This is a genomic window from Vreelandella maris (assembly GCF_013371085.1).
Lineage (GTDB): Bacteria > Pseudomonadota > Gammaproteobacteria > Pseudomonadales > Halomonadaceae > Vreelandella > Vreelandella maris.
The window spans coordinates 94,741-108,052 of sequence record NZ_JABWCV010000006.1 but is presented as its reverse complement, the minus strand read 5'-3'; the positions used below and the strand labels follow the sequence as shown (position 1 = coordinate 108,052).

Sequence of the window (13,312 nt, the reverse complement as noted above, 5' to 3'; positions counted from 1 at the left end):
GGAGCCCTATGCGCATTTTGCTGGTAGAGGATGACCCAAGCCTAGCCTCAGGCATCCGCTTGGCTTTAAAGCCAGAGCACTACACTGTGGATCATCTGAGTGACGGCACTACCGCGCTAAATGCGCTAACAGAGGGGGAACCCTTTGATGCGGTAATTCTTGACCTGGGGCTGCCGCGCATGGATGGCATGGCGGTATTGAACGCTGTCAGGCGCCACGGTAGCCAAGTCCCTATTTTGGTCCTGACGGCCCGCGATGCGGTGGATGACCGCATCGCGGGGCTGGATGCTGGCGCCGATGATTATTTAACCAAACCCTTTGAAGTGGCGGAACTGAAAGCCCGACTACGCGCCTTGCTGCGCCGCAGCCAGGGCCAGATCAGCAGCATATTGAGCTGTCGTGGCATCCGCCTGGACCCGCACACCTTTAACGTCAGCTATCAGGGCCAAGATGTGAGCTTGTCGCGGCGCGAGTTGACGCTGCTGCAAGAGTTTATGAGCCACCCGGGCCGGGTGTTTACCCGTGATACCTTGACCCGCTTGGTCTACGGCTGGGACGAGGATGTCGAGAGCAATGCCATTGAGGTCCATATCCACCATTTACGCCGCAAGCTATTCACCGACGTCATCCGCACGGTGCGCGGCATTGGCTATGTGATGGATAAGTCAAAGGATGACGCATGACGTCTATTCGTCAGCGGACCCTGGGGCTTTCGCTGCTGGTCTTTGGCCTTAGCATGCTCGTGATTGGCTTTATTAGTTACCGCTATGCTGCTCATGAAATAGAAGAGCTTTACGATGCCAGCCTGGCGCAGAATGCGCGTTTACTTGAAGGGTTACTGCAAGCACCGCTGCCCGACACCGACCGCAATGTTCTGCTAACCAGTCTGGAAATCGCCTTGCAGCGCGCCCGTGAGTCAGACAAACGCTTTGCGGGACACCGTTACGAGAGCAAATTAGCGTTTCAGCTATGGGAAGACGACCAGCTATTGCTGCGCTCCGCCAGTGCCCCCGAAACACCCCTTGCCCAACAGCCCGTCGGCTATTCGACGCTGACCGTGGGTGAACACGATTGGCGTGTGTATGTACTAGATGTGCCGGACTCCTCAAACCGGGTAGTTGTCAGTGAGCGCGAAGACGTGCGTGGCGAGCTGATCCGGGCAGTCGCGCTTCGCACGCTTCTGCCCGACCTGATCGGCCTGCCGCTCCTCTCCGCGCTGCTATGGTGGACGATTGGCTGGGGGCTGGCACCGTTATCCCGCATGGCCGAGCAGATTCGCAGTCGTGATCCGCACAATTTGCAGCCCTTGACGCTTAGCCCATTGCCCCACGAGTTGGATACTATCGCCGGCGCGCTTAACCGGCTGTTAGAGCGCATCCGCATCATGCGCGTACGCGAAAAGCGCTTTATTGCCGATGCCGCCCATGAGTTACGCACCCCCTTAGCAGTGCTTGACCTACACGCCCAGAACGCGCTGACCGCCGATAATCTTGAAGATCGCCAGGAGGCGCTCAGCCACCTGCGCGGCGGCGTTGCCCGGGCCACGCGCTTGGTTACCCAGTTGTTAACGCTGGCGCGCCTGGACCCTGAAGAAGAGTCACAACCTGAGTACCGCGCCACCAACCTACTCAGTGAAGTGCGGGAAACCCTGGCCAAGCTTTCGCCACTGGCCGCTGAACGCCAACAGCAACTACTGCTAAACGCCGATGAGCAGGGGGAGTGGTCCATCACAGAAGAGCCCGGCGCGATTGAAACCTTGGTACAAAATCTGGTCGGTAATGCCATCCAGCACTCGCCTAACCAGAGCACCATCAACATCACGCTGGCGACGACGCCACACGGCTTTCAGCTCATGGTGGATGATCAGGGACCCGGCATCCCGGTCAATGAACGCAAAAAAGTGGTCGAGCGCTTTCAGCGCGCAGGCCCCAGCGCGGGCTCGGGGTTAGGGCTTTCCATCGTTGAGCGGTTGGTCACTCGCCATGGCGGCACTCTTCAACTTGATGATGCGCCCAGCGGGGGGCTACGCGTACGTATTGTTCTGCAACGTCCAGAAAAGCAATAAATTTTTCTTTGCTTCCTAAGCTGAGTTTTATGGATCTCTTAAGGTTCTGATAAGAATTGCATGCAACTGTGGAGGCACACTGCGAGCCAGATACCCACGGCTCGCTCTTTACTCCACATGGAGGTCCCCCGATGAACCAAGTAACCTTTTCACCTAAGCCATTAGTTCAACTAGGCTCACCCCCTCTTTTGGCGATGCCTGCCCCACGGCGGCTGTTGCCCACCAGTCCTGCCATGACGGTGCTTACCGACTTTTCCCAGGTAGTGCCACAGTCGGTTGAAGCCGACACGCCTATCGACGAGGCACACCTTAAGATGCGGCATGGCGGTGTACGGCTGTTGTTTGTCATGGATAAACAGGCGCACTGTATCGGCGTTATTACATCGAAAGAAGTGATCGGTACCCGGCGCATCAATCTGGCCATGCAGCAGCGTAACCTGACCCGTGCAGAAGTCACCGCTGAAATGATCATGACACCATGGCACAAGCTGAGTGCTATGCCTGTCGCGCAGCTGGCATCGCTGACCATTGAAGACCTGGTGCTGTCGATGGAGGCCGTGACCGACCAGCATCTATTGATCACCGAGCAAAACGATCAACACGAACTTAGAATTCGCGGTCTTATCTCGGCAAGCGATATACACAGTGCGGTCGGCAAAGAGATTAATCCGGTGCCGATGGCGAAAAGCTTTGCCGATATCTGCCAAGTAGTGACCGGACACGACCTGTAACGTTTTAAAGTAGTTAGCCTTTAACAAAACGCCCTTCACCGATTCCTCGGTGAAGGGCGTTCGCATTTGGGCCGAGGCCCCAGTCTAGAACACTCCAATCTAGAACATGGAAGCGTTAATCCACAGGTGTGTAAAGATGCTGCCGATATAGCCCAATAAGATAGCCGGTACCCAGCGCAGGTGCACGGCAAAGGTATAGATCCCGCGCGCCTGCCCCATCAGTGCAACGCCCGCAGCGGAACCCATCGAAAGCAAGCTGCCCCCCACGCCTGCCGTCAATGTCACCAACAGCCAGTTGCCTTCCGACATATCGGGCGCCATGGAAAGTACCGCAAACATGACCGGGATGTTATCGACAACAGCCGAGATCAGGCCCAACACCACGTTAGCCCACACCGGGTTCCAGTTGCCGTAAAGTGTTTCGGAAAGCAGGCTGAGATAGCCCATAAAGCCAAGCCCGCCGACACACATCACTACCCCGTAGAAGAACAGCAGCGTATCCCATTCTGAGCGCGCAATACGGCTGAAAATATCAAATGGCACCACGCTACCCAGCTGTTCGAGCTTTTTCCAATCGCCTCGGCGCGAATAGCGTTCACGTTTGCGTTCCAGCGAACGCGGTAGGCTGCGGCGCAGGTAGTAACCAAAGAACTGCAGCAAGCCTAGGCCAAACATCATGCCCATGGCCGGCGGTAGATAAAGGATCGAGTGGCACAGTACGGAAATAGCCACCGTTATCAAAAACAGCACGATAATCCGCCGCGCGCCGCGCTTGAGCCAGACATTCTCTTGTAATGCGGCCGGCTGACGATTCGCGATAAAGAAATTCATGATCACCGCAGGCACCATGAAATTGACTATCGCAGGCACTAGCAGCGCGAAGAAGCCTTCGAACGGCACTTGACCCGCCTGCCACACCATTAGGGTAGTGATATCGCCAAACGGGCTAAAGGCACCGCCTGCGTTAGACGCTACCACCACGTTAACGCAGCAAAGGCCGATAAATTTATCATCACCTTCGGCCACTTTAAGTACCACCGCACACATCAACATGGCGGTGGTCATATTGTTCGCGATCGATGAAATACCAAACGCCATGACGCCGGTAATCCAGAACAGGCTACGATAACTGAAGCCTTTGCGGACTAACCAAGAGCGCAGTGCGTCAAATACTCGGCGCTCTTCCATGGCGTTGATATAGGTCATCGCGACCAGCAAAAACAGCAGCAACTCGGCGTATTCAAGCAGCGTTTCACGGAAGGCGGTTTCCGCCTCTTCCGGCATGCCTGCTTGCACATAAACCCAGGCGACGAGCGCCCAAATAAGGCCTGCAGCAACCAATACAGGCTTAGACTTACGCATGTGCAGTAACTCTTCAGTCATCACCAATGCATAGGCGAGCACGAAGATCACGACAGAAGAGATACCGGTTAGCGTGAGGGTAAGGTCCAGTGGCCCGGCGGCGGCATAAGAGAGCGAAGGAAAGATAAAAAGCGAGCAGGCGAGCAACAACCAAGCGACTCGGCTAGCGTAATGCCGAGTTGCGAGGACGTTTGGTGGTTTCATGGCGATATAATCCAATCAGGAGGGAGAAAGACCGCCACGATAATAAGCACCCTAACGACATGCTGCAACGCAACGGTTGCGCATAAGATGCGGCGTATTGCCGCATCTTGTAAAGCGTTTTTATTAGCTTAATGCTAAATATGATTTAGCGAATTAATTACTCTACCGTCACGCTTTTAGCTAGGTTACGCGGCTGGTCGACATCTGTGCCTTTAAGCACGGCTACGTGGTAACTCAGCAGTTGTAACGGCAGGGTATAAAGTAGCGGTGCCAGCGCTTCATGCACGTGGGGAAGTGTGAGTACACGGATATCTTCCTGGGTATCCATACCCACACTTTCGTCGGCAAACACGAACAGCTGGCCGCCGCGGGCACGGACTTCCTGGAGGTTGGATTTTAGCTTTTCCAGCAGGTCGTCATTGGGGGCGACCGAAATCACCGGCATTTCGCTGTCCACCAGCGCCAGCGGACCGTGCTTTAACTCCCCGGCAGGGTACGCTTCGGCATGAATATAGGAGATCTCTTTGAGCTTAAGTGCCCCTTCCAGCGCAATCGGATAGTGGGCGCCGCGTCCCAAGAAGAGCGCATGATGTTTTTCAGCAAATGCTTGGGAAAGCGCTTCGATCTGACTGTCCAGCGCCAGCACTCGCTGGCACACCTCGGGCAGCGTGCGCAGTGCGGCGATGATATCTGGGTATTCGGCTTGCCCTTTTGCTTTACTCACGGAAAGCGTGAGTAGCATTAACGCCACAAGCTGAGTCGTAAAGGCTTTGGTGGAGGCCACACCTATTTCAGGGCCTGCGCGTGTCATCAGCGTAATGTCCGACTCACGCACCAATGAGCTGCCGGGCACGTTGCAAATCGCCAATGTGCCCACATAGTTGAGCGTTTTCGCAAAACGCAGCGCCGCCAGCGTATCAGCCGTTTCACCCGACTGAGAAAGAGTGACAAACAGCGTGCCTTCGGGCACGACTGGGTGGCGATAACGGTACTCAGAGGCCACTTCAACCTGAACCGGTACACCGGCGTAACGCTCTAGCCAGTAACGCGCCACCAGCCCGGCGTGGTAGCTGGTGCCGCAGGCGATGATATGCACTTGGCGGGTACGCTGAAAAAGCGCCAGAGCATCGGGGCCAAAGCTCTCCACTAACACGCTTTGAGCACTCAGCCGCCCTTCCAACGCCGCTTCGATCACTTTCGGCTGCTCAAAAATTTCCTTAAGCATAAAGTGGCGGTATTCGCCTTTGCTGGCAGCGCCATCACCATGCTCAAAGGTATGAATAGGGCGCTCAACGCGGTTACCATGACGATCCACAATATGAATAACGCCCTGCTCGCGTAGCTCAACCAGGTCGCCTTCTTCAAGATAAATAAAGCGATCCGTCACTGGCAGTAGTGCCAGCGGGTCAGAGGCTAAAAAGGTTTCATTAATGCCCACACCCACCACCAGTGGGCTGCCCTGGCGGGCACCGACCACTACACCTGGTTCTTTAGCGCTCATTACGCCCAAGGCATAAGCGCCACCTAAGTCGTTAACGATCTGTTGCGTCGCGTCAAACAGGGTGAGCCCATCGTTCAGCTTTTCGGAAAGTAAGTGGGCAATCACTTCGGTATCGGTTTCGGAGTCAAACGTGTAGCCGCTGCGCTGCAAGTTATCTTTTATATTCTCGTAGTTTTCAATAATCCCGTTATGCACCACCGCCACTTGGTTTTCATCAATGTGGGAGCCGCTATGATGCGGATGGGCATTAGCTTCAGAGGGTTTGCCGTGGGTTGCCCAGCGGGTGTGTGCAATGCCCGAAAAACCCGGTAGCGCGGAAGCTTCCAATTGCGCAGCGAGCGCCGCCACTTTTCCGAGCGCCCGGCGGCGGGTCAGCACGCCATCGCTAAACACCGTCATACCGGCCGAATCATAGCCGCGATACTCCAGGCGTTTTAGACCTTCTAATAGAATTTCTTGGACGTTGCGCTGGGCAACGGCGGCAACAATGCCACACATAATCACTCTCCTAGGTCATTAACCAGAGCACTTTACAAATACTACTCAACCAATCCGCAGAACGGTAAAACGACGGCCACTGATTATGAATACGGCTTTTTAATGATTCTTAGCACCATTTTAAGAACTATGGTTTTAAAAACTATGACTTTAAGTACTATGGCTTTAAGAACTATGGCTCTGTGCGCTTGCTGGGGCGCAGCCAGTCGATTTTTTCTAGCTGGCGACCACGCGTGACGGCTAAGGCGTAATCGGTAACGTCTTTAGCAATTGTCGACCCTGCCCCTACGGTAGCGCCTTTGCCTACCGAGACAGGCGCGACCAAGGCTGTGTTCGAGCCAATAAAGGCATTATCACCAATCTCTGTATGGTGTTTGTTAGCACCGTCGTAGTTGCAGGTAATCGTGCCCGCACCAACGTTCACATCCCGGCCTAAGCGTGCGTCACCTACATAGCTTAGGTGATTAATCTTACTACCCTCACCGACATCGGCATTTTTGGTTTCAACAAAATTGCCCACCTTGGCTTTTACCGCCAACCGCGTCCCTGGACGTAGCCGCGCAAAGGGGCCGATCTGGTTCAGGCCCGCTGCCACGGTGCCCTCTATCACACTATGGGTGTCTACCATGCTTTCGGCACCAATGGTGCTATTTTTAATCACACAGTAAGGGCCAATACGCACGCCTTCACCCAGCTCAACGTCGCCTTCAAAAACGCAGCCCACATCAATAAAGACATCATGACCGCAGGTTAAACGCCCGCGCACATCCAAGCGTGCGGGGTCGGCAAGCGCCACGCCCTCTGCCATCAGCTTATCGGCAAGCTGCTGCTGATAAGCACGTTCCAGGCGGGCCATTTGTGCGCGATTATTAACCCCTTCCACTTCAACCGCAGTGGCTGGCTGGGTCGTGCATACCTTGATGCCTTCATCGGCGGCCATGGCGATCACATCGGTCAGGTAGTACTCACCCTGGGCATTCTCGGCGGAAAGCTGCGGTAACCAGCGTTTTAACTGAGCGCTGGTCATGGCCATAATACCGGTATTGCATTCGGTGATCTCAAGCTGGGCACTGTTGGCATCTTTTTGCTCAACGATCGCCACCGCCTCACCCGCCTCGTTGCGCACAATCCGGCCATAGCCCGTTGGGTCATCCAGCGTCACCGTCAACAGCCCGATGTGCTGTTCATCCACTTGGGCCAACAGCTCCCTTAATGAATCACGCTGTAACAGGGGGACATCGCCATAGAGGATAAGCACCTTGCCGCTACCGAGCTGCTCAAGCGCTTGAGCCACCGCGTGACCGGTGCCTTTCTGTTCGGCCTGCACCGCAAACTGCACCGCAGTGTCGGCCAGCGCCTCGCGCAGCTGTTCCGCACCATGGCCGATGACGACATGGGTACGATCAGGCTGCAGCCCTGATGCTGTATCCAGTACATGTTGCACCATGGGCTTACCTGCCAAGGTATGCAGTACTTTAGGGGTTTGAGAACGCATACGCGTACCTTTACCCGCGGCGAGAATGACGATATCCAGTTCATGCATGTTATTCACCTGTTACGGGTTGGTTGGTGGGCGCCGGAGTAGGGAGTTGTTCAATACCCAGCTCATCAACCAGTGATTCACCGAAATAGTTAACAAATTCAGGCGTAGCAATGCTGCGCCACTGCTCCCCCTCGCGAACGAGCAGAAGTACTTTGAGATTATTCTCAATGGCCATTTGCATAGCGTCTTGCTCGCCGACGACTAATAGTGCCGTCGCCCAAGCATCTGCCCAAGCGTTAGAGGGGTGGAAGACTGACACCGACGCTAATTGGTGAGTGACGGGTCGGCCTGTGCGCGGGTCAATGGTATGGGAGAAGCGCTCACCCTCTACTTCAAAATAGTTGCGATAGTCGCCTGAGGTAGCGACTGACATGCTCTCCAGCGGAATAATATGTTGTGCACGCTGCTGGCCATCTTCGGGGACTTCAATGCCAATCCGCCACGGAGTCTGCTCGTCTTCATCGCGTACGCCACGGGCGATCAGGTCGCCACCTAAATTGACTAAGTAGTGTTCAATACCCTGTTGATCCAAATATGTGGCCACTCGGTCCGTGGCATGGCCTTTGGCCACACCGGAAAGATCGACAAACACATCGCGAGTACGCCTTGCCTGCATATTTTGGCTATCAAGCTCTACTGCATCAAAACCCACTCGGGCAAGTTGCTCGGCCAGCAACTCATCAGCAGGTACCTCTTCAGGCCGGGACCCGGGGCCGAAGCTCCATAAATTAACCAGGTCACCCACCGTAATATCAAAGGCACCGTGGCTAGCTTCAGCCACCGACTGGCTGATGGCCAACACTTCAATCAGTTCGTTGGAGAGTGGTTGCCACTCGTCTACAGGCGCCTCGTTAAAGGCGATTAGTTCGGAATCGTCACGGTAGGTGGACATCGCCTGATCAACGCTCTCCAGCTCTGCTTTGAAGCCCTCTTCCAATTCAAGGGACTCGCCCTGAGTGAGCGGATCCATAATGGTTACCTGATAGAAAGTGCCGAAAATGTTCCCCTCAAAGCGTACGGGTGGTTCCAGCGGGCGATCACTCTCTGAGCATCCAGCCACTGCGACCAGCACTCCTAGCACTACCAGTAAACGTCCCCACTTGCCGATACTTACTGCAAACGCCTTCTTATCTGACTTTTTCATAGCGGCCATGCCCTGGAAATGAAGCTCTTAAAATGAAGCGCTTAAAAATGAAAAAACCACAGCAGCCAAGCGCCAAACAGCACGCGATAAATAACAAAAGGCTGCATTCCCAATTTGTTAATGACGACCAAAAAGTAGTGAATGCACAAATAAGCACTGACCCCTGACAATAACGTCCCCACTAACATCGCTACCCAATCGATCGACTGCGGGGAGCTAAATAGGCCTATGGCTTCCAAACCACCGGCCAACACAATCACCGGAATCGACAGCAAGAAAGAGAAGCGTGCAGCCCCTTCCCGGCTCATCCCCACCATTAACGCTGCCGTAATAGTGATACCTGAGCGCGACGTACCAGGAATTAGCGCCAGCGCCTGGGCACCGCCAATAATGAGTACGTCCTTTAAACGCAGTTGGTACTCGCTACGCGTTCCCTGCTTACGCCAATCGGCATACCCCAACAATAGACCGAAACCAATTAAACTGAAGCCGATAATCAGCGTAGAGCGCATATAGTGAGAAATAACATCGTGTAACAGTAAGCCAATAATACCCACGGGGATGGTCGCTAACGTCACCCAAAAAGCGAGTCGAGCATCTTCATTCACCCCCTTACCGCTGACCGCCGCTACGCTGCTGGTCACCATCTGCCAAATTTCCTGCCGGAAATAAATAATCACCGCGGAAAGGCTGCCCAAATGCAGCGCCACATCAAAGGCTAACCCTTGATCTTGCCAATCTGTCAGCACAGGCACCAAAATCAGGTGAGCAGAGCTTGAAACGGGTAAAAATTCAGAAATCCCCTGAACCACCGCTAACACTACTACCTGAAGCCAATCCATAAAAAATCCTGTGCATAGAAACAATTGATGGTTTGCAATGGCGCTTAAGGATACACATCCGCTAATTCCTTGTCCGCCATTGCCTTTACTGGCCTTACCCACTACTGCCAGTTTAAGGCGCTGTTTCACAGCCTAAAAGCAGCGGATGCTATAGAGGACATAAGGAATACGCTACAATAGGCGTCTATTGAATGCGTGCGTCCTTGCAAGGTACCCATGACTCAGACCATCGAAACGCCAGTGGTTCAAGACCAGGCACGACTTAGCCACGAGGCCAAGCGCGTTACCTATATTGGTGCGTGGCTGGATGCCCTGCTTAGTGTCGTTAAAGTCACCATTGGTTTTATGGTCGGCTCAGCGGCTTTGATCGCCGATGGCATTCACTCCCTATCTGATTTAGTCACCGATGGTTTTGTCCTGGCAGCCATTCATTATGGCCGCCAGGAACCCGATAAAGACCACCACTACGGCCACGGCCGAATCGAAACCCTCACCACATTATTACTGGGCAGCGTGCTGATCTTCGTGGCGGGCGGTATTGCTTGGTCCAGCCTGGATCGTCTGTTTAGCGGTACCGCCGTGAACGCACCAGGCATGCTAGCCATAGTGATTACGGTCATTGCGCTGTTGAGTAAAGAGTGGATTTTTCGCTACACCATGCGCGTCGCTAAACGCGTAAAGTCGAAATTACTCGAAGCCAACGCTTGGCACTCACGCAGCGATGCGTTATCGACCGCCGTGGTGCTGGTGGCACTCGTTGGGGCGCAGTTTGGTTTAGGTTGGCTCGATGCCGTGGCGGCTATCATCGTCGGGCTATTGGTCGGTAAGGTAGGGTTAGACTTGCTATGGGAATCAGCGCGCGAGTTGGTCGATACCGCGCTGCCCGTGGATATCCAGAATCAAATGCACGATGTCGCTTGCGGGGTGCCGGGAGTGGATAGCGTTCATGACCTGCGCACGCGGCAGTCTGCTGGCTGGGTCATGGTCGATCTACACGTGGTGGTGGGCCCCAAGATTACCGTCTCCGAAGCCCATGAGATCGGCAATGAGGTCAGTCGCCGCTTGCGCCACGAATTCCCCGCGCTGACCGATGTCATCTTTCACGTTGACCCCGAAGACGACGCCGGTGCGGGCGATCCCAGCCGCTTACCCGGGCTGCCGCTGCGTCCTGAAGTGGAGGCAGCACTCGATGCCCGCTGGTATAGGCACCCGGTATGGCGAACACTAAACGAGCTGCAGTTGCACTACCTCGACGATAAGGTATCGGTATCGCTGATTATTGATGACGCCGTTCATCAGCCGCCTCAGTGCCTTGCTAGCCAGCTTAAAGCGCTGGCTAGCGATATTGAGTGGCTCGGTCACGTCGAGGTGCTGTTTATTACCCGCGCCGCCAGTAGCTCAATGCGCTAAGCCCCCAATTACTCACTCGTCACAAGAGCAGCAGCGTGGCGATACTGAAGTAGATCACGACCCCAGAAGCATCAATAAGCGTGGTCACCAGCGGTGCCGAGGCCGTGGCAGGATCGACCTTGAAGCGCTCGAGTACAAAGGGTAAACACATCCCCAGCAGGCTGCCGAACAACACGATGGTGACCATGCTAAAGGCAACCACCATGGCCAGCGCTTCACCCCCACGCATAATGCCAATAGGCGTTACCGCAATAGCCATGGTAATGCCTAGCGAGCCCGCGACGAGCAGTTCGCGACCAAGCAGTTTCCCCCAGTCTTTAACACCCACATCACCAGTTGCCATACCGCGCACCATTAGCGTGGCGGCCTGGGCTCCGGCATTACCGCCACTACCGATCAACAGCGGTAAAAAGAATACCAGCGCCACCTGGGCGGCAATGGTCTCTTCAAAATAGGCAATCCCGGCACCCGAAAACAGGTTGGCAAAGACCAGCAGTACTAGCCAAAACACTCGCTTGCGATAGAGGCTCCAGAGCTTCACACGGCTCACGCCATCCTCTAACTGACCGATCGACATCCCTTTATGGAAATCCTCGGTGGCCTCGGATTCGGCCACGTCCATGGCGTCATCGTGGGTCACGATGCCAACCATCCGGCCGTCCGCATCGATCACCGGCAGCGCTAACAGGTCGTACTTTGCCACAATTCGGGCAACATCTTCCTGAGCATTATCAACGCGGGTGCTGATAACATCCTTGATCATGATGTCATCCACAATGGCGCCTGGGCGTGCCACCATCAGTTGGCGTAACGACATAGTACCGATCAAATGCCCATCACTATCGAGGATATAGAGCTGATAGACCGTTTCCGCATCGGGGGCGGTTTGGCGTACCCGCATCATCGCTTGTGACACCGTCATGCCACTGGCTATAGAGACATAGTCAGAGGTCATGATGGCGCCAGCGGTACCCTCTTCGTAGCTGGCAAGCCGTTTGAGATCTTCCCGCTCGCGATGGGCCATGCGACGCAGCAATGCTTCACGCCGGTCTTCACTGAGTAGATTAAATAGGTCGGCACGTTCGTCCGAGCCCATCTCTTCGAGCAGCTTGAGTACTTGGCTGTCGTCCAGCTTCCCGACTACCTCAAGCTGGCTCTCACCGGGCAAATAGCCCAACACATTGGCTGCCCGTTCGGCAGAGAGAATATCCAGCAGAGCGAGCGCCGCAGGTAGCTCTTCGTCATCCTCGATCATCTCTTCGAGCACTTCACCGATATCCGCTGAGCGGGTTTCGGCCAAACGCAAAGAGAGCACCGATTTACTAGGCACTTCCTTGGCCAACTCGTCGAGTAGTTCGGCTTTTAATTGCTGTAGGCTTTCATCGTTAAGCGCCATGGCTCTCCCCTTCACACTGACAAACGTCGTGCTGCCGACTTAATCCATTACAAAATCCATTACCTAACTCATCATACTTACTTATATTACTATCCTTACTACCCAACAAAAAAACGCCCCTTAAACCCTGATAACGGGCTTAAGGGGCGCTGTACCACGCCAAATGCGTGGGTATTAGCCTTTACCCGCCTTTTTACGCAGCTGCTGAATCGTTCGCAGCTGAGCAACGGCTTCGGCAAGTTCAGCGGCCGCTCGAGTATAATCAAGCTCCGATGACTTATCGTTAAAGGCTTTCAGCGCTTGCTGACGCGCTTCTTCGGCAGCAGCCTCATTGAGGTCGCTGGCCCGTGATGCGGCATCAGCCAGTATCGTTACCACATCCGGCTGGACTTCCATGAAGCCGCCAGTGACGTAGAAGTTCTCTTCTGCGCCACCATCATAGATCACGCGAACCGGACCCGGCTGAAGCTCAGTCAGCAGCGGAGCATGACCTGGCAAAACGCCCAGATCACCCATCACCCCGGAAGCAATCACCTGCTCAACGGTACCTGAGAAGATGGATGCTTCAGCGCTGACGATATTGCAAGTAAAGCTATTCGCCATAGCGAATCCCCCT

11 protein-coding genes are annotated in these 13,312 nt (G+C 54.7%); 4 read left to right on the top strand and 7 right to left on the bottom strand.

What is annotated here, in order from left to right; genetic code table 11:
* Nucleotides 1–8: 8 nt before the first annotated feature.
* From HUO07_RS06820 to HUO07_RS06810, 3 genes are all read left to right on the top strand, one after another.
* On the top strand, nt 9–683 hold the full coding sequence (locus tag HUO07_RS06820; RefSeq protein WP_176302946.1) for a response regulator transcription factor: 675 nt from the start codon (nt 9–11) through the stop codon (nt 681–683).
* Nucleotides 680–2,065 carry an ATP-binding protein gene (locus HUO07_RS06815; RefSeq protein ID WP_176302945.1) on the top strand — a complete coding sequence of 462 codons (1,386 nt, stop codon included), beginning with the start codon at nt 680–682 and terminating at the stop codon, nt 2,063–2,065. Before HUO07_RS06820 ends, HUO07_RS06815 begins: the two co-directional genes overlap by 4 nt.
* Nucleotides 2,066–2,196: 131 nt before the next feature.
* On the top strand, nt 2,197–2,796 hold the full coding sequence (locus tag HUO07_RS06810) for a CBS domain-containing protein (protein WP_176302944.1): 600 nt from the start codon (nt 2,197–2,199) through the stop codon (nt 2,794–2,796).
* Nucleotides 2,797–2,895: 99 nt separating this feature from the next.
* Here HUO07_RS06810 and nhaD read toward each other — a convergent pair whose 3' ends face one another.
* The 5 genes from nhaD to HUO07_RS06785 all read right to left on the bottom strand — a co-directional run bounded on the left by nhaD (nt 2,896) and on the right by HUO07_RS06785 (nt 9,890).
* Entirely contained in the window at nt 2,896–4,362 is a 1,467-nt protein-coding gene (gene nhaD, locus HUO07_RS06805; RefSeq protein ID WP_176302943.1) for a sodium:proton antiporter NhaD, read from the bottom strand.
* 157 nt (nt 4,363–4,519) lie between these two features.
* Nucleotides 4,520–6,361: a glutamine--fructose-6-phosphate transaminase (isomerizing) gene (gene glmS / locus HUO07_RS06800; protein WP_176302942.1), complete on the bottom strand. Its 1,842-nt coding sequence runs from the start codon at nt 6,359–6,361 to the stop codon at nt 4,520–4,522.
* Nucleotides 6,362–6,533: 172 nt separating this feature from the next.
* Complete coding sequence (glmU, locus tag HUO07_RS06795; RefSeq protein ID WP_176302941.1) at nt 6,534–7,904, bottom strand: bifunctional UDP-N-acetylglucosamine diphosphorylase/glucosamine-1-phosphate N-acetyltransferase GlmU; 1,371 nt, start codon at nt 7,902–7,904, stop codon at nt 6,534–6,536.
* Between the two features lies 1 nt (nt 7,905).
* Complete coding sequence (locus tag HUO07_RS06790) at nt 7,906–9,048, bottom strand: FAD:protein FMN transferase (protein WP_176302940.1); 1,143 nt, start codon at nt 9,046–9,048, stop codon at nt 7,906–7,908.
* A gap of 41 nt (nt 9,049–9,089) precedes the next feature.
* Nucleotides 9,090–9,890, bottom strand: a complete 801-nt coding sequence (locus HUO07_RS06785) for an undecaprenyl-diphosphate phosphatase (protein ID WP_176302939.1) — start codon at nt 9,888–9,890, stop codon at nt 9,090–9,092.
* A 216-nt stretch (nt 9,891–10,106) separates the two neighbouring features.
* Here HUO07_RS06785 and HUO07_RS06780 point away from each other — a divergent pair, with 216 nt between their 5' ends.
* Entirely contained in the window at nt 10,107–11,300 is a 1,194-nt protein-coding gene (locus tag HUO07_RS06780) for a cation diffusion facilitator family transporter (protein ID WP_176302938.1), read from the top strand.
* A gap of 19 nt (nt 11,301–11,319) precedes the next feature.
* Here the strand turns inward: HUO07_RS06780 and mgtE are convergent, their stop codons facing one another.
* Both mgtE and HUO07_RS06770 read right to left on the bottom strand, forming a co-directional pair.
* Nucleotides 11,320–12,696 carry a magnesium transporter gene (gene mgtE, locus HUO07_RS06775; protein ID WP_176302937.1) on the bottom strand — a complete coding sequence of 459 codons (1,377 nt, stop codon included), beginning with the start codon at nt 12,694–12,696 and terminating at the stop codon, nt 11,320–11,322.
* Nucleotides 12,697–12,870: 174 nt separating this feature from the next.
* A complete protein-coding gene (locus tag HUO07_RS06770) occupies nt 12,871–13,299 on the bottom strand; it encodes a F0F1 ATP synthase subunit epsilon (RefSeq protein WP_008959070.1) in 429 nt (142 codons plus the stop codon).
* Nucleotides 13,300–13,312: the final 13 nt, after the last annotated feature.